15 protein-coding genes and 1 riboswitch are annotated in these 16,349 nt (G+C 71.1%); of the genes, 12 read left to right on the top strand and 3 right to left on the bottom strand.

Going from position 1 to position 16,349, the window contains the following annotated elements; all coding sequences use genetic code 11:
* Positions 1-89: 89 nt before the first annotated feature.
* From shc to ACIO3O_RS26880, 8 genes are all read left to right on the top strand, one after another.
* Complete coding sequence (shc, locus tag ACIO3O_RS26915) at positions 90-2,093, top strand: squalene--hopene cyclase (protein WP_401750076.1); 2,004 nt, start codon at positions 90-92, stop codon at positions 2,091-2,093.
* Between the two features lie 31 nt (positions 2,094-2,124).
* Positions 2,125-2,790, top strand: a complete 666-nt coding sequence (locus ACIO3O_RS26910; RefSeq protein ID WP_401750074.1) for a 1-hydroxy-2-methyl-2-butenyl 4-diphosphate reductase — start codon at positions 2,125-2,127, stop codon at positions 2,788-2,790.
* A 5-nt stretch (positions 2,791-2,795) separates the two neighbouring features.
* Positions 2,796-3,818, top strand: a complete 1,023-nt coding sequence (gene hpnH, locus ACIO3O_RS26905) for an adenosyl-hopene transferase HpnH (RefSeq protein WP_401750073.1) — start codon at positions 2,796-2,798, stop codon at positions 3,816-3,818.
* Positions 3,819-3,822: 4 nt separating this feature from the next.
* Positions 3,823-4,989, top strand: a complete 1,167-nt coding sequence (gene ispG / locus ACIO3O_RS26900; RefSeq protein ID WP_401750071.1) for a flavodoxin-dependent (E)-4-hydroxy-3-methylbut-2-enyl-diphosphate synthase — start codon at positions 3,823-3,825, stop codon at positions 4,987-4,989.
* Between the two features lie 21 nt (positions 4,990-5,010).
* Positions 5,011-6,927, top strand: a complete 1,917-nt coding sequence (dxs, locus tag ACIO3O_RS26895; RefSeq protein ID WP_401750070.1) for a 1-deoxy-D-xylulose-5-phosphate synthase — start codon at positions 5,011-5,013, stop codon at positions 6,925-6,927.
* A gap of 4 nt (positions 6,928-6,931) precedes the next feature.
* Complete coding sequence (locus ACIO3O_RS26890) at positions 6,932-8,362, top strand: aspartate aminotransferase family protein (protein ID WP_401750068.1); 1,431 nt, start codon at positions 6,932-6,934, stop codon at positions 8,360-8,362.
* A 64-nt stretch (positions 8,363-8,426) separates the two neighbouring features.
* On the top strand, positions 8,427-9,035 hold the full coding sequence (locus ACIO3O_RS26885) for a helix-turn-helix domain-containing protein (RefSeq protein WP_401750066.1): 609 nt from the start codon (positions 8,427-8,429) through the stop codon (positions 9,033-9,035).
* 1 nt (position 9,036) lies between these two features.
* On the top strand, positions 9,037-9,387 hold the full coding sequence (locus ACIO3O_RS26880; RefSeq protein WP_401750064.1) for a DUF6126 family protein: 351 nt from the start codon (positions 9,037-9,039) through the stop codon (positions 9,385-9,387).
* A gap of 9 nt (positions 9,388-9,396) precedes the next feature.
* Here ACIO3O_RS26880 and ACIO3O_RS26875 read toward each other — a convergent pair whose 3' ends face one another.
* Positions 9,397-10,197 carry a tyrosine-protein phosphatase gene (locus ACIO3O_RS26875; RefSeq protein WP_401750062.1) on the bottom strand — a complete coding sequence of 267 codons (801 nt, stop codon included), beginning with the start codon at positions 10,195-10,197 and terminating at the stop codon, positions 9,397-9,399.
* A gap of 311 nt (positions 10,198-10,508) precedes the next feature.
* Positions 10,509-10,716: riboswitch (cyclic di-AMP (ydaO/yuaA leader) on the top strand.
* Positions 10,717-10,720: 4 nt separating this feature from the next.
* On the opposite strand from ACIO3O_RS26875, the gene ACIO3O_RS26870 reads away from it, so the two are divergent.
* Complete coding sequence (locus tag ACIO3O_RS26870; protein ID WP_401750061.1) at positions 10,721-11,740, top strand: peptidoglycan DD-metalloendopeptidase family protein; 1,020 nt, start codon at positions 10,721-10,723, stop codon at positions 11,738-11,740.
* 240 nt (positions 11,741-11,980) lie between these two features.
* On the top strand, positions 11,981-12,772 hold the full coding sequence (locus ACIO3O_RS26865) for an SGNH/GDSL hydrolase family protein (protein ID WP_401750059.1): 792 nt from the start codon (positions 11,981-11,983) through the stop codon (positions 12,770-12,772).
* A 43-nt stretch (positions 12,773-12,815) separates the two neighbouring features.
* On the opposite strand, the gene ACIO3O_RS26860 is transcribed toward ACIO3O_RS26865, so the two are convergent.
* Positions 12,816-13,766, bottom strand: a complete 951-nt coding sequence (locus ACIO3O_RS26860) for an STM4015 family protein (RefSeq protein WP_401750057.1) — start codon at positions 13,764-13,766, stop codon at positions 12,816-12,818.
* 177 nt (positions 13,767-13,943) lie between these two features.
* Here ACIO3O_RS26860 and ACIO3O_RS26855 point away from each other — a divergent pair, with 177 nt between their 5' ends.
* Entirely contained in the window at positions 13,944-14,270 is a 327-nt protein-coding gene (locus ACIO3O_RS26855; RefSeq protein WP_401750055.1) for a hypothetical protein, read from the top strand.
* A 109-nt stretch (positions 14,271-14,379) separates the two neighbouring features.
* Complete coding sequence (locus tag ACIO3O_RS26850; protein ID WP_401750381.1) at positions 14,380-15,396, top strand: DUF6745 domain-containing protein; 1,017 nt, start codon at positions 14,380-14,382, stop codon at positions 15,394-15,396.
* A 22-nt stretch (positions 15,397-15,418) separates the two neighbouring features.
* Here the strand turns inward: ACIO3O_RS26850 and ACIO3O_RS26845 are convergent, their stop codons facing one another.
* Complete coding sequence (locus ACIO3O_RS26845) at positions 15,419-16,309, bottom strand: carbohydrate kinase family protein (RefSeq protein ID WP_401750380.1); 891 nt, start codon at positions 16,307-16,309, stop codon at positions 15,419-15,421.
* Between the last annotated feature and the right edge of the window lie 40 nt (positions 16,310-16,349).

Below are 16,349 nucleotides of genomic sequence, written 5' to 3'. Positions count from 1 at the left end.
GACTCGCAGTCGCCGCCCGGCACCCCTCGTGGGCGCCGGGCGACGGAAACCCCAGCACAGCAGAAGTCCAACTGCACGAAGGGGAAACCATGACAGCGACGACCGACGGAAGCAGCGGGGCCGTGGACCCCGGGGCGACTTCGGCCAGCCAGACCACCACCACTTCTACGACGACCACCACCACCGCCGCGCCCGACGTGCTGGACGCGGCCCGGCTGGCCACGGAGCGGGCCACGGCGCATCTGCTCGCCCGCCAGGACGCCCAGGGCTGGTGGAAGGGCGACCTGGAAACCAACGTGACCATGGACGCCGAAGACCTCCTGCTGCGGCAGTTCCTCGGCATCCAGGACGAGAAGACCGTCCAGGCCGCCGCCCTCTTCATCCGGGGCGAGCAGCGCGAGGACGGCACCTGGGCCACCTTCTACAAGGGGCCCGGCGACCTCTCCGCCACCATCGAGGCGTACGTCGCCCTGCGGCTGGCCGGTGACCTCCCCGACGAGCCCCACATGACGCGGGCCGCCGCCTGGGTGCGGGCCCGCGGCGGGATCGCCGCGAGCCGGGTCTTCACCCGCATCTGGCTGGCCCTCTTCGGCTGGTGGAAATGGGACGACCTGCCGGAACTCCCGCCCGAATTGATCTTTTTCCCCTCGTGGGTCCCTCTCAACATTTACGACTTCGGCTGTTGGGCACGGCAGACGATCGTGCCGCTCACGGTGGTCTCCGCGAAGCGGCCGGTGCGGCCCGCGCCGTTCGCCCTGGACGAGCTGCACACCGATCCGCGCAACCCCAGCCCGGCCAGGAGGCTTGCCTCACCGGCCAGTTGGGACGGCCTCTTCCAGCGGCTCGACAAGGCGCTGCACGTCTATCACCGGTTCGCCCCGCCGCCGCTGCGGCGCATGGCGATGAAGTCCGCCGCCCGGTGGATCATCGAGCGGCAGGAGAACGACGGCTGCTGGGGCGGCATCCAGCCACCCGCCGTGTACTCCCTGATCGCCCTGCACCTGCTCGGTTACGACCTCGAACACCCCGTGATGAAGGCGGGGCTGGAATCCCTGGACCGGTTCGCGATCTGGCGCGAGGACGGGGCCCGCATGATCGAGGCCTGCCAGTCGCCGGTCTGGGACACCTGCCTCGCCACCATCGCGCTCGCCGACGCGGGCGTCCCCGCCGACCACCCGGCGCTGGTCAAGGCCGCCGACTGGATGCTGGCCGAGGAGATCGTACGGCCCGGCGACTGGGCGGTGCGCAGGCCCGAACTCCCTCCGGGCGGCTGGGCGTTCGAGTTCCACAACGACAACTACCCCGACATCGACGACACCGCCGAAGTCATCCTCGCCCTGCGGCGCGTCCAGCACCCGGACCGCGAGCGGATAGAGGGCGCCATCGCACGCGGTGTGCGCTGGAACCTCGGGATGCAGTCCAAGAACGGCGCCTGGGGCGCCTTCGACGCCGACAACACCAGCGCCTTCCCCAACCGGCTGCCGTTCTGCGACTTCGGCGAGGTCATCGACCCGCCGTCCGCCGACGTCACCGCCCACGTGGTGGAGATGCTGGCCGTCGAGGGCAAGGCCCACCACCCGCGCACCCGACGCGGCATCACCTGGCTGCTCGCCGAACAGGAGCCCAACGGCGCCTGGTTCGGCCGCTGGGGAGTCAACTACGTCTACGGCACCGGCTCCGTGGTGCCCGCCCTCACCGCCGCCGGACTGCCCGGTTCGCACCCCGCGATCCGCCGCGCGGTGGCCTGGTTGGAATCCGTACAGAACGACGACGGCGGGTGGGGCGAGGACCTGCGCTCGTACCGGGAGCCGGGCTGGGTCGGGCGCGGGGAGTCCACCGCCTCGCAGACCGCCTGGGCGCTCCTGGCGCTGATCGCGGCCGGGGAGAGCGACTCGAAGGCCACCGAGCGGGGCGTCGCCTGGCTCGCCGAGACCCAGCTGTCCGACGGCTCCTGGGACGAGCCGTACTTCACCGGCACCGGATTCCCCTGGGACTTCTCCATCAACTACCACCTCTACCGGCAGGTGTTCCCGCTCACCGCACTCGGCCGGTACGTCCACGGGGAGCCCGTCTTCCCGACCTCCCGGTCCTGAGAAGGACCACCGCCCGCTCAAGGGGGCTGCATTGACCCGAACCCCGGGTTCACCCGGACCCGGCAGCACCAAGCCGCTGCTGATCGCCTGTGCGCTCGGCATCGAACGCCTCGCCCTGCGCGGCGGCGACCGCAGCGGCGCGGCAGGTCCCGTCCTCGTACTCCGTACCGGAATGGGCCCGGAAGCCGCCGACTACGCCATCGCCCGCACCCTGAGCGAACAGGGCCCGGCCCGGGACGCGGCGGTCATCGCGTCCGGATTCTGCGCCGGGCTCGCCGCGGGCATGCACCCCGGCGACCTCGTCGTCGCCACCGAGACCCGCGACCGCCGCGGCAACACGGCCTGTACGGACGTGGAGCTGCTGGCCGACGCGGTGGCCAGAGCACTGCCGGAACGAGTGGTCCACACCGGACCGCTGGCCGGCAGCGACCACGTCGTGCGCGGAACGGCCGAGCGGGCCGTGCTGCGCGCGGAGGGCGCGATCGCCGTGGACATGGAGTCCGCGGCGACCCTCGCAGGCGCCCTGCGGGCCGGACCGCGGCCCGTTGCCGCCGTCCGGGTGGTCGTGGACGCACCCCAGCACGAGCTCCTGCGGCTCGGCACGCTCAGCGGTGGAATATCGGCTTTCCGCGTTCTCCGCCACGTTCTTCCGGCGTTCTACGAATGGCACCGTTCTTTGCTGCTCCCCAGGAGGTGAGCCAGATGGCAATGCCGCTCCGTCAGACCATCAGGGTCGGGACATATCTGTTCGAACAGAAGGTCCGCAAGCGGGAGAAGTTCCCGCTGATCGTCGAGCTGGAACCGCTCTTCGCGTGCAACCTCAAGTGCGAGGGCTGCGGCAAGATCCAGCATCCGGCCGGAGTGCTCAAGCAGCGCATGCCGGTGGCGCAGGCCGTGGGGGCGGTGCTCGAATCGGGCGCCCCGATGGTCTCCATCGCCGGTGGCGAACCGCTGATGCACCCTCAGATCGACGAAATCGTGCGGCAGTTGGTGGCGAAGAGGAAGTACGTCTTCCTCTGCACGAACGCCATGCTGCTGCGCAAGAAGATCGAGAAGTTCACGCCATCGCCGTACTTCGCCTTCGCCGTCCACATCGACGGGCTGCGCGAGCGGCACGACGAGTCGGTGGCGAAGGAAGGCGTCTTCGACGAGGCGGTGGAGGCGATCAAGGAGGCCAAGCGGCGCGGCTTCCGGGTCACCACCAACTCGACCTTCTTCAACACCGACACCCCCCAGACCATCATCGAGGTGCTCAACTTCCTCAATGACGAGCTGGAGGTGGACGAGATGATGATCTCGCCCGCCTACGCCTACGAGAAGGCCCCCGACCAGGAGCACTTCCTGGGCGTCGAGCAGACCCGGGAGCTCTTCCGCAAGGCGTTCGCCGGGGGGAACCGGAAGAAGTGGCGGCTCAACCACTCGCCGCTCTTCCTGGACTTCCTGGAGGGCAAGGCCGACTTCTCCTGCACCGCGTGGGCGATCCCGAACTACTCCCTGTTCGGCTGGCAGCGGCCCTGCTACCTGATGAGCGACGGGTACGTACCGACGTACCGCGAGCTCATCGAGAAGACCGACTGGGAGAAGTACGGGCGCGGCAAGGACCCGCGGTGCGCCAACTGCATGGCGCACTGCGGCTACGAGCCGACGGCCGTCCTCGCCACGATGGGCTCGCTCAAGGAGTCCATCCGCGCCGCCCGCGAAACCGTCCAGGGAAACCGCGGGTGACGTGATGACCGCAGGAGTTCCGGTGCAGCTGGGGCTCCCCGCGCTGCCGGCCCGACCGCTCGCGATACGCCGCACCTCGCGGCGCATCCAGGTCGGGCCGGTGGCGGTCGGCGGGGACGCGCCCGTGTCCGTGCAGTCCATGACCACGACCCGTACCTCCGACATCGGCGCCACCCTCCAGCAGATCGCCGAGCTCACCGCCGCGGGCTGCCAGATCGTCCGGGTGGCCTGCCCGACGCAGGACGACGCCGACGCGCTCGCCACGATCGCGAAGAAGTCGCAGATCCCGGTGATCGCGGACATCCACTTCCAGCCCAAGTACGTCTTCGCCGCGATCGACGCCGGGTGTGCGGCGGTGCGGGTGAACCCCGGCAACATCAAGCAGTTCGACGACAAGGTGGGCGAGATCGCCCGGGCCGCCACGGCGGCGGGCACCCCGATCCGTATCGGCGTGAACGCCGGATCGCTGGACCGGCGGCTGCTCGCCAAGTACGGGCGGGCCACCCCCGAGGCCCTCGCCGAGTCGGCGCTGTGGGAGGCGTCGCTCTTCGAGGAGCACGGCTTCCGGGACATCAAGATCTCGGTGAAGCACAACGACCCGGTGGTCATGGTGAACGCCTACCGGCTGCTGGCCGCCCAGTGCGACTACCCGCTGCACCTGGGCGTCACCGAGGCGGGCCCCGCCTTCCAGGGGACGATCAAGTCGGCGGTGGCCTTCGGGGCGCTGCTCAGCGAGGGCATCGGCGACACCATCCGGGTCTCGCTGTCCGCGCCGCCGGTGGAGGAGGTCAAGGTCGGGCTCCAGATCCTCCAGTCGCTGGGCCTGCGGGAGCGGACTCTGGAGATCGTGTCGTGCCCGTCGTGCGGGCGGGCGCAGGTCGACGTGTACAAGCTGGCGGAAGAGGTGACGGCGGGACTCGACGGCATGGAGGTGCCGCTGCGGGTCGCCGTGATGGGCTGCGTGGTCAACGGGCCCGGTGAAGCGCGCGAGGCGGATCTGGGGGTCGCTTCGGGCAACGGGAAGGGCCAGATCTTCGTGAAGGGCGAGGTCGTCAAGACCGTCCCCGAGTCGAAGATCGTCGAGACCCTGATCGAAGAGGCGATGAAGATCGCCGCAAGCATGGAGGACGCCGGAGTGCCCTCGGGCCGCCCCGACGTCACGGTGAGCTGAACAATCCGAGAGGGGGCCGACGTGGCGATCTTGGAAGGTATCCGGGGTCCGCGGGACCTGAAGGCGCTGGACGAACCAGAACTCGTCGAACTGGCCGAGGAGATCCGGCAGTTCCTGATCCAGGCGGTGGCCAGGACCGGGGGCCATCTCGGCCCTAATCTGGGCGTGGTGGAGCTGACCATCGCGCTGCACCGCGTCTTCGAGTCCCCGGTCGACCGGATCCTGTGGGACACCGGCCACCAGAGCTACGTGCACAAACTGCTGACCGGGCGACAGGACTTCTCCAAGCTGCGCGGCAAGGGCGGCCTGTCCGGCTACCCGTCGCGGGAGGAGTCCGTGCACGACGTCATCGAGAACTCGCACGCCTCGACCGTGCTCGGCTGGGCCGACGGGCTCGCCAAGGCCAACGAGGTGCTCGGGCGGCCCGACCACGTGGTCGCGGTCATCGGCGACGGGGCGCTCACCGGCGGCATGGCCTGGGAGGCGCTCAACAACATCGCCGCCGCCAAGGACCGGCCGCTGATCATCGTCGTCAACGACAACGAACGGTCGTACGCACCGACCATCGGCGGACTCGCCAACCACCTCGCGACGCTCAGGACCACGGACGGCTACGAGCGCTTCCTGTCCTGGGGCAAGGAGGTGCTCCAGCGCACACCGGTCGTCGGACAGCCGCTGTACGAGTCGCTGCACGGTGCGAAGAAGGGGTTCAAGGACGCCTTCGCACCGCAGGGCATGTTCGAGGACCTGGGCCTGAAGTACGTCGGGCCCATCGACGGGCACGACGTGGCGGCCGTCGAGTCGGCGTTGCGCCGTGCGAAGCGCTTCCACGGCCCGGTGCTGGTGCACTGCCTCACCCAGAAGGGGCGCGGGTACGCCTTCGCCGAGCAGGACGAGGCCGACCGCTTCCACGCGGTGGGCGCGATGGACCCGCTGACCTGCGAGCCGCTGAGCCCCTCCAACGGGCCCTCCTGGACCTCGGTGTTCGGCGAGGAGATGGTGAAGGTGGGGGCCGAGCGGCCGGACGTGGTGGCGCTGACGGCCGCCATGCTGCACCCGGTGGGGCTGACGAAGTTCGCCGAGGCGTATCCCCATCGGGTGTGGGACGTGGGGATCGCGGAGCAGCACGGCGCGGTGTCGGCGGCGGGTCTTGCGACCGGCGGCCTGCATCCCGTGTTCGCGGTGTATGCGACATTCCTCAATCGTGCCTTCGACCAGGTTCTGATGGACGTGGCCCTCCACAAGTGCGGTGTGACCTTCGTACTGGACCGCGCCGGCGTCACCGGGGCCGACGGACCCTCGCACAACGGCATGTGGGACATGTCGATCCTCCAGGTCGTGCCGGGCCTCCGGATCGCCGCGCCGCGCGACGCCGAGCAGTTGCGGGCGCAGCTCAGGGAGGCGGTGGCCGTCGACGACGCGCCGACCGTGGTGCGCTTCCCGAAGGAGTCGGTGGGGCCCGAGTACCCCGCCCTGGACCGGGTCGGCGGACTCGACGTACTGCACCGGGACGACGAGCCGCAGGTGCTCCTGGTGTCGGTGGGGGCGCTGGCCGGGGTCGCCCTGGAGACCGCGAAGCTGCTGGGGGAGCGGGGGATCGGGTGCACGGTGGTCGACCCGCGCTGGGTCAAGCCCGTCGACCCGGCGCTCGCCCCGCTCGCCGCCCTGCACTCGCTCGTCGCCGTGATCGAGGACAACTCCCGTGCCGGAGGCGTCGGTTCGGCGATCGGGCAGGCGATGGGGGACGCGTCCGTCGACGTACCGCTGCGGACCTTCGGGATTCCGGAGCAGTTCCTCGCGCACGCCAAGCGCGGCGAGGTGCTGGCCGACATCGGGCTGATGCCCGTGGAGATCGCCGGGCGCATCGGGGCGGCCATGACTCCGTACGAGACGAAACCAAGCGAACAGAAGAAGACAAGCGAACAGAAGGAGAACTGACGGAATGACGGAAGACGCGCCCGAGGCTCTCGCGCCCGCCGGGGACGGGGCCGCCCGGGGATTCGACCTGGCGGCACTGCTCGCCGCACGCGGTGGGGAACGGTACGAGCTGCACACCCGGCACCTCAACCACCAGCTCCCGCGCATGCTTCACACCATCGGCTTCGACCGGGTGTACGAGCGGGCCGAGGGTGCGTACTTCTGGGACGCCGACGGCAACGACTACCTCGACATGCTCGCCGGATTCGGGGTGATGGGCCTCGGCCGCCACCACCCCGTCGTCCGCAAGGCCCTGCACGACGTGCTCGACGCCCAGCTCGCCGACCTCACCCGCTTCGACTGCCAGCCGCTGCCGGGCCTGCTCGCCGAGAAACTGCTCGCGCACAGCCCGCACCTGGACCGGGTGTTCTTCGGCAACAGCGGTACCGAAGCGGTCGAGACCGCGCTGAAGTTCGCCCGGTACGCCACCGGCAAGCCGCGCATCCTGTACTGCGCGCACGCCTTCCACGGGCTCACCACCGGGTCGCTCTCGGTCAACGGGGAGAAGGGCTTCCGGGACGGATTCGCCCCGCTGCTGCCCGACACCGCGATCGGACTCGGTGATCTGGCCGCGCTGGAGAGGGAGTTGAAGCGCGGCGACGTCGCCGGGTTCGTCGTCGAGCCCATCCAGGGCAAGGGGGTGCTGGAGTCCCCGCCGGGATTCCTGCGCGCCGCACAGGAGCTGCTGCACCGGCATAAGGCGCTGCTCATCGCGGACGAGGTGCAGACGGGCCTCGGCCGCACCGGCGACTTCTACGCGTACCAGCACGAGGACGGCGTCGAGCCGGATCTCGTGTGCGTGGCGAAGGCGCTGTCGGGCGGGTACGTGCCCGTCGGTGCGACGCTCGGCAAGGACTGGATCTTCAAGAAGGTGTACTCGTCCATGGACCGGGTGCTGGTCCACTCGGCCAGCTTCGGGTCCAACGCGCAGGCCATGGCGGCCGGGCTCGCCGTGCTCTCCGTGATGGAGGACGAGCAGGTCGTGGCCAACGCGCGGCGCACGGGAGAGCTGCTGACGTCGCGGCTGGCGGCCCTGATCGGGAAGTACGAGCTGCTGCACGACGTGCGGGGGCGCGGCCTCATGATCGGCATCGAGTTCGGACGGCCGTCCTCGCTGAAACTGCGCAGCCGGTGGGCGATGCTCCAGGCGGCCCGCAAGGGACTCTTCGCGCAGATGGTCGTCGTACCGCTGCTCCAGAAGCACCGGATCCTCACCCAGGTGTCCGGCGACCACCTGGAAGTGATCAAGCTGATTCCGCCGCTGACCGTGGGGGAGAAGGAGGTCGACCGGTTCGTGGAGGCCTTCACCGCCGTGATGGACGACGCACACTCCGGCGGTGGCCTGATGTGGGACTTCGGCAGGACACTGGTGAAGCAGGCGGTCGCGAACCGCTGAGCCGTTTTTGCCTCTGGGGTAAGAAGTTTGCCCCAGAGGCAAGCAGTCTGGCTCAATGGACGGCATGACGCCACGCCTCGAAGAGGCGGCCGAAGGCCCCGTGGACCTGCCTTCCGTCGCCCCCCACCTGCGAGAACTCCGCCGCCGCAGCGGTTTCACGCTGGAGGCCGCGGCCCGCCGCGCCGGGCTCTCGCCCGCGCACCTCTCCCGGCTGGAGACCGGGCAGCGCCAGCCCTCGCTGCCGTTGCTGCTCGCGCTGGCCCGCATCTACGGTACGACCGTCTCCGAGGTCCTCGGCGAGACGGCCGCCGACCCGGACGCCGTCGTGCGGGCCGGCGAGATGACCGCCCGCGAGGCCGACGGCTGGACGTACCGCCAGGCCGGGAGCCACGGCCGGGCCATGCAGGCACTGCGGGTCCACGTCCCGCACGCCGCCCAGCAGGAGCTCGTACGGGTCCATCCCGGCGAGGAGTGGCTGTACGTGCTCAAAGGCCGCCTGCGTCTTGTCCTCGGGGAGCGTGTGCACACCCTGGACGAGGGCGACAGCGCCCACTTCGACTCGCTCACCCCGCACCGGATCACCGCGGTGACGCCGGACGGGGCGGAGCTGCTCTTCCTCCACACACTGATGCAGAGCACCGTCGCAGGGCTCTGCCTGCCCCAGGAGTCATGAGATGCCCGAGTTCGCCGCCGCCCAGCCGCAGGGACTCGCCCCGTCGCAGGGGGCCGCTTCGCCGCAGGGTTTCGTCAAGGCTCCCGGGCCCACCCCGGCGCACCAGCTCACCGAGGCGCAGACCGCCGCCATGGACGCCATCGCCCGCGCCGCGGAGGAGGCGGCCCGCGCCGCCCGGCCCGGCTCCGACCGGGGAGCCGAGTGGCAGGACGGTGCGGGCAAGGCAGGTCCGGACGGCTTCGTCGCGGACAAGGCGCCGCACGGGCTGGTGGTGCGGGTCTTTCTCTACATCGTGGTCGGGCACATCATCGCCGCGTTCATCTTCCTGCTCTTCACGATCGGCGACGCCTGACCGCAGGGGCTACTCGGTGAGCCGCTCGCGCAGCGCCTCACGGACCTCGGGGGTCAGCCGCAGGCCCTGCTCCAGGTAGGCGTCCGTGGTGCCCCAGATCTCCTCGATGGTGGCGAAGGCCGCGTCCAGGTACTCGACGCGGGCGTCGAAGAGCGGCGCGAGCAGGCTCATGACCTCGGCGTTCATGGCGTCCGGTGAGGTGCTGGTGCGGCGCACCCGGTAGCGGCGGTGCGGGTCGTTGGACTTCAGGTAGTCCGCCCGGACGGCGTCCGGCTCCACGCCCACGGCCAGCAGCGTCACCGCGATCGCCAGGCCCGCGCGGTCCTTGCCCGCCGCACAGTGCATCAGCGCCGGAACACTGTCCTCGGCCAGGGCGTGCAGCACCCGGCTGTGTTCGGCGGTGCGGTCCTTGATCATGCGGCGGTACGAGTTTGTCATGCGCGCGGCGGCCTTGCCGTCGTCGAGGATCTCGCGCAGCTGGTCGATGTCCCCGTCGCGCACCATCCGCCAGAACTCGGCGCCGTCCGCCGGGTCGCTCAGCGGGATGTTCACGTTCCGTACGCCCGTCAGCTCGACGTCCGGACCCTCCAGCTTCTGGTCCGCCGCATTGCGGAAGTCGAAGATCGTGTGCAGGGCGAGGGAGCCAAAGAACACTGTGTCGGCCTCGGTGGCGTGCGCCAGGTGACCGCTGCGGAAGAGCCGCCCGTACCGCGTCCGCCGCCCGTCGGCGGCGGGCAGCCCGCCCACGTCGCGGAAGTTCCGTACACCTGCGAGATCCGGCTCGGCCGACGGCGATGCCTGCTGCGTCACGAGTGCTCCTCAAGGTCGTTCGCCGGCGCGGGCACGCCGACGAGGGGCACTGGCCGACGATACGACAGAAGCGTCCCGAAATGGGGGCCTCGGGCAACCATCTGGGGCGTACAGGGGTGCGAGTGAGCAGAATCATAGAGAAGGCCGTGACTTCTGCTGCCGAAGCGTCAAACGGCAGGCCAGGGGCGGGAGATGACATCCGGGACGGCTGCGCGCCACCGGGAGAATCGTGGAGAAGACGTGTCCGGGAGAGGGAGAAGGCGGGAACGGCTTGTTCCGGCGGTCTGCACTCGCTTACGGTCACCGTCAATCCGGGTGGACCGCCGAATCCTGCCACCGCTCGGAGTCCGCATCCCATTTCTTCGTGTGGCAGGAGCGGGGGACCCAGGTAGTACGCCGGTACCGGAGGGCACCAGCCCGCCGGAGCGGCTCGGGGTGAAGCAGCGCTCCCAGGGGAGCGAGGCCGGGCATCTCCAGCCCGAACCCGACAGCTCACCTCGCAGGCGCCGGAGAGGAATCCGTCATGCCCGCAAAGGGTAAGCACCGCCGCCCGAAGTCCAGTTCCTCGCTCACCCGGGGCTTCGTCGCCGCCGGTACGGGCGGTGCGGCGCTGGCCCTTCCGCTCATCGGCGCCACGGGGGCGCACGCCGCCGAGAAGGGCGCGGCCCCGGTCGCGCTGCCGCAGGAGGCGCCCCAGGTGCAGCTGCCGCAGCAGCGCACGGCCGCGCCGCAGCAGGCGGCCCCCGCCGCTGTCCCCGCCGCTCCCTCCGCGCCGAAGACCGACACCCGTACGTACTCCGTGGTGTCCGGCGACAGCCTGTCGAAGATCGCGGCGGACCAGGACGTGCGCGGCGGCTGGCAGAAGGTCTACACCGACAACAAGAAGGTCGTCGGCGGGGACCCCTCGCTGATCTACCCCGGCATGAAGCTCACCCTCGGCGGCAAGGCCCCCGCCGCTGAGCAGAAGGCCTCCGCGCCGGTCCCGCAGCAGCAGCGGACCGAGCGTGTGGAGCGTACGGACAAGCGCGCCGAGCAGCGCACGGAGAACCGGGTCGAGCAGCGCTCCGAGAAGCGGACGGAGCGGCGCGCCGAACAGCGTTCCGAGCAGCGCACCGAGCGCAAGCAGCAGTCGCAGCGCTCCGGGTTCAGCGCCCCCGTCCCCTCCGGCGTCTCCACCCCCTACCGCGCCTCGGGCGGCAGCTGGTCCAGCGGTTACCACACCGGTGTCGACTTCCGGGCCTCCTCCGGCACCCCGGTCAAGGCCGTCGCTGCGGGCACCGTGGTCTCCGCCGGCTGGGGCGGCGCGTACGGCAACGAGGTCGTCATCCGGCACAACGACGGCCGCTACTCGCAGTACGCCCACCTCTCCGCACTGGGCGTCCGCTCCGGACAGAGCGTCTCGGGCGGCCAGCAGATCGGCTACTCGGGCTCCACCGGAAACTCCACCGGCCCGCACCTGCACTTCGAGATCCGCACCGGCCCCGGCTACGGCTCGGACATCGACCCGCTGGGCTACCTGCGCAGCAACGGCGTCCCGCTCTAGCCTTCCCGCTCGCGTACGGTCCTCTTCCGTACGGTCGTCCTCACGGTCGTCCTTCGTGCGGCCCGGCCATTCGGCGTACTCGCCCCCGCGCCCCTCCCGGTGCGGGGGCGAGACTCGTCCCAGGAGGCGCCACCTCTGTATTCCGGGTTGGGTGAATCTTGACCGGTGGCATATCTCACCCCCCGTCAACCCCTCCCTACGGTGGCGTAGGTCACTTGCGAAAGTGAAGGATGTATCGACGTGGCAGACGATTCGAGATCATTCAGCGCAGGCACCATCGGGTCGTACGCGGCGATCGGGGACAGCTTCACCGAAGGGGTCGGAGACCCTGGCCCCGGCGGCGCGTTCATCGGGTGGGCCGACCGGCTGGCCGTCCTTCTGGACGACCGGGTACCCGAGCACACCTTCCGATACGCAAACCTCGCCGTACGCGGCAAACTGCTCGACCAGATCGTGGCCGACCAGGTCCCTCGGGCCAAGGAGCTGGCTCCCGACCTGGTCAGTTTCTGTGCGGGCGGCAACGACATCATCCGGCCCGGCACCGACCCCGACGACGTCGCCGAGCGCTTCGAGAAGGCCGTCGCCGACCTCACCTCGGCGGTCGGCACGGTCATGGTGACCACGGGCTTCGACACCCGGGGCATCCCGGTGCTGCGCCATCTGCGCGGCAAGGTCGCCACGTACTCGGCGCACGTGCGGGCCATCGCCGACCGGTACGACTGCCCGGTGCTGGACCTGTGGTCGCTGAGGTCCGTGCAGGACCGGCGCGCCTGGGACTCCGACCGGCTGCACCTCTCTCCCGAGGGGCACACCCGGGTCGCGCTGCGGGCCGGTCAGGTCCTCGGCCTGGAGATCCCGGCCGACCCCGACCAGGCGTGGCCGCCGATGGCACCGCGCGGGCGCCTCGAAGCGCGCCGCGACAACATCGACTGGGCGCGCGAGCACCTGGTGCCGTGGATCGGGCGACGCCTGCGCGGCGAGAGCTCGGGCGACCACGTCGAGGCGAAGCGGCCGGACCTGCTTCCGCTCTGATCCCCGCTGCGGGGTGTGCGGCGGGGCAGCCCGGCCGCCCGCCTCACTCCGACACGGACGTGAACCGGCCCGCAGAGCCCCTGCCGCCCCACGGCGTGTTGCGCTGCGACAGGTCCACGCGCACGCCGTGCGCCGCGATCTCCGCCTGTATTCGCCGCTCCATCTCCGCGGAGAGGAAGTGGTGGTGCAGGTCCAGGCACCGGAGGTGGGTGAGCGGCTGCCCCTCCAGCAGGGCGGCCGCGCCCTCGTCGCCCAGCACGCCGTTGGACAGGTCCAGGGTGTGCAGTCCGGCGACGACGGGGGCGCCCGCGACCGCTTCGGCGATCTCGTTCTGGATCTCGCTGTTGCGCAGGCCCAGGTACGTCAGGCCCGGGAAGCGGGTGCCGTCCAACAGTGGTGCCAGGTCGGAGAGTTCGGCGTCGCCGCCGCAGCCCGATTCGCCGAGCCACAGGTCGAGGTGGGTGAGGGCCGGCAGGGTGCTGGCGGCGATGCCGTTCGCCACCGCCCTGGGCAGGCCGCCCGTCTCCATGGTCAGGCGGCGCAGCTTCTCGTGCGTGACCGGCGGGAACTCCAGCTCGGTGCCGCCGCGTACGCCCAGTTCGACGAGGTCCGGGAAGGCGGAGAGCAGGACCGTCACGTCGGACTGCTCGATGCCGCACATCTCCTCGTCCTCCGGCGTCATGTCGCCGATGAAGACCGCCTCCAGGGTCGTCAGACGGTCCGCCGCAGCCGTGATCAAGGACAGCACGGTGCTGCTGGACTCCGGCCCGAACTCCCCCCACCTGCCGATGACGAGTGCCCGCACCCGGCCGGGATCGACCGCGGCGAGGAACCGGTCGAAGGACTCCATCCAGTCCTCCTCGCCGTCCCACGATTCGACGTGCACACGCCAGGCCACGGTGTCGGCGTCGGGCAGCGCGGCGTCGTCGCCCGGCTCGGGGAAGGTCACGACCGGCAGACCGTGGAACTCCGAGAGGTGGTCAATGCTGTACATGTCCGCGAGCTCCTCACGCCGTACGGCCGACTGATGTGCGAAAAGGTTTACCAAGAGCCACTGACATCGCCGGTCGCCCGGGTTGTTTCCGCAGCTCAGCGGTGATTGTCAGACCCGACCCTTAGCTTTTTGAGGCAAGGCGGTCACAGCGGGTGGCGGCCTGGGAAGGGGAGAGCTGTGTACCGGCAAGGGGACGTTCTGATCGTGCCGCTGGAGGAGACGGCGGTGCCCTCGTACGCCGTGCGGGCACCCGGCGAACCCCGGGACGGCCGGGGCCGGTTGGTGCTGGCCCTCGGCGAGGTCACCGGTCACGCGCACGCGGTGCAGGGTCCCGGCCGACTGGTGCGCGAGGGCGGTCCGTTGGACCCGACGCTGCTCCATCTCCCGGACGGGGGACGGGTCGTGCACGAGGAGCACGCGGTCATACCCCTCCCGAAGGGCTGGTACCGGGTGGTGCGCCAGCGGGAGTACGTGCCGGGAGCGTTCCGTGTCGTCGCCGACTGAACCTGTCGGGCTGACGTGGGGCACGGACCACGGTGAACAGAGCGTTGGGCAACAGGGGACGGGGAGTTCGACCATGCAGGACGTGCGGGACACACAGGACATGTACGACATGCAGGAGCTGACGGCACGGGGCGCGCACGACTGGCGCGACGTGGCCGCCGCCACCGGAGCCGCCGACCGGGCCGCCGCGGAGGAGGGCGTACGGCTCGCCTACCGCTCGGCGGGCCTCGCCGAGCCCGCGCGGATCGTCTGGGCCGACTCGCCCAGGGCCGCCGTCGAGGCCGTCGACAAGCTCGCCGACGCGGGCCGGTCCGTGCGGCACGAGGTCCGCACCGCCCCCTGGGCCGAGGAACGGCGGCGGGCGCACGACGCGTTGGGCCCCGCCGGATGGGCCGGGCTGTGGTCCGCCACCGGGGCACGGCTCTGGGACCCGACCCGGGCGCTCGCCGACCGCATACGCGCCGGGGTCGTCGAGGCCCTGACCGTGCGCCCCGAGGACGCGGCGCACGTGCGGACGGTGCTGCTCGACGCCGTGCTCGGCCAGCACGACGCGGCCTGGCTCTCCGCCTTCGACGGCCGCGGCGAGCGGCTCGCGGGACTCGCCCGGGTCGCCCGCAACGCGGGCTGGTGGTGGCCGTACGAGAACGCCGTGGTGATCAGCGAGCGCCCGGTCGCCCTGCACCGCGACGAGGCCGGACGGCTGGACCGGGGCGACGGCCCCGCCCTGGCCTACCCCGACGGATTCGCCCTGTACGCCTGGCGCGGCATGCCGGTGCCCGCCGCGTTCCTGGACGAACTGGCCGGACTGACCCCGGAGCGCATCCGCGACGAGGAGAACGCCGAACTGCGCCGCGTGATGCTGGAGTTCTACGGCTACGACCGCTACCTCGCCGAGTCCGGGGCCGAGCCCGTGCACCGCGACGAGACCGGCGTCCTGTGGCGGATCGCCCTGCCGGACGACGAGGACGTGGTGATGGTCGAGGTCGTCAACTCCACCGCCGAGCCCGACGGCACCCACCGCACCTACTGGCTGCGGGTGCCGCCCACCACGAGGACCGCGAAGGCGGGAGTCGCCTGGACCTTCGGACTGGGAGGGGACGCCTACGCCCCCCTGTGCCAGACCTGAGCGGGTGTGCCGACCGGGGCCCCTACGCCGTGGGGCCCGCCGGCTCCGGCAGCAGGGCCTCGGGGCCGATGAGAGAGGTGTTGCCCGGCACCGTGCAGGCGTACGCCCCCGCCAGCGCGCCGAAGCGGGCGCACTCCTCCAGGCTCCGGCCCGTGAGTCGCCCGTACAGGAACCCGGTGACGTACGCGTCGCCCGCGCCGTTGGAGTCGACCACCGGAGCGGGCGGGACGGTCGCCGCGACCGGGCGCGGGGTGCTGCCGCCGTCGCGGGTCAGCAGGTAAGAGCCGCCCGCGCCCGCCGTCGCCACCACGGCCTGCGCCCGCCCCTCGCGCAGGATCTCCCGCATCACGTCGCCGATCCGCTCGCCCGCACCCGCGGCGCTCAGGAACACCAGGTCGGCGCTCAGGGCGAAGGCGCGGTGGTGGTCGGCCACGCCGTCCCAGTCGTGCAGATCGGTGGAGAGCGGAACACCGGACGCCACCACGTCGTCCAGGAGGTGTCGGGCGAAGCCCATGATCGAGACGTGGACGTGGCGGGCCCGGCGCAGGTGCGGCGCGTAGAAGTCGTGCGGCATCCGCAGGTCCTCCGGGTCCCGGGCGTCGTAGAACGACATCCGGCGGCCCGTCGGGTCCACCAGGTTGACGGCACGCCGGGTGCCCGCGGGCGAGATCAGCGGCTCGAAGTCGACATCGCCCTTGGCGAGCCGCTCGCGCACCTGCCCGCCGATCCAGTCGTCCCCGATCACGTCCAGGAACTTCACCCCCAGCCCCAGCGCCCGCAGGCCCAGCGCCACGTTGCCGCCCGTGTGCCCCGGCCACTCGCCGATGGGCGCGACCCCGACCGAGTCCGCCAGCGGCACCGGCAACTGGTCCACCCGCACCACCGTGTCCACGCCGCTGCCGCCGATCACCAGGACGTCGTACGTGCCGCCCTCGTCCGGACCGTCCTGCCCC

The sequence above is a fragment of the Streptomyces sp. NPDC087440 genome, assembly GCF_044744005.1.
Lineage (GTDB): Bacteria > Actinomycetota > Actinomycetes > Streptomycetales > Streptomycetaceae > Streptomyces.
Note: the sequence above shows the minus strand (reverse complement) of the source record. Positions and strands in the feature narration are given on the sequence as shown.

Bases quoted from the DNA above. Each gene is read 5' to 3' on its own strand.
- ACIO3O_RS26860 (WP_401750057.1), bottom strand. From the start codon at position 13,766: ATGTACAGCATTGACCACCTCTCGGAGTTCCACGGTCTGCCGGTCGTG.
- shc (WP_401750076.1), top strand. From the start codon at position 90: ATGACAGCGACGACCGACGGAAGCAGCGGGGCCGTGGACCCCGGGGCG.
- ACIO3O_RS26850 (WP_401750381.1), top strand. From the start codon at position 14,380: ATGCAGGAGCTGACGGCACGGGGCGCGCACGACTGGCGCGACGTGGCC.
- ACIO3O_RS26880 (WP_401750064.1), top strand. From the start codon at position 9,037: ATGCCCGAGTTCGCCGCCGCCCAGCCGCAGGGACTCGCCCCGTCGCAG.
- hpnH (WP_401750073.1), top strand. From the start codon at position 2,796: ATGGCAATGCCGCTCCGTCAGACCATCAGGGTCGGGACATATCTGTTC.
- ACIO3O_RS26890 (WP_401750068.1), top strand. From the start codon at position 6,932: ATGACGGAAGACGCGCCCGAGGCTCTCGCGCCCGCCGGGGACGGGGCC.
- ispG (WP_401750071.1), top strand. From the start codon at position 3,823: ATGACCGCAGGAGTTCCGGTGCAGCTGGGGCTCCCCGCGCTGCCGGCC.
- ACIO3O_RS26885 (WP_401750066.1), top strand. From the start codon at position 8,427: ATGACGCCACGCCTCGAAGAGGCGGCCGAAGGCCCCGTGGACCTGCCT.
- ACIO3O_RS26870 (WP_401750061.1), top strand. From the start codon at position 10,721: ATGCCCGCAAAGGGTAAGCACCGCCGCCCGAAGTCCAGTTCCTCGCTC.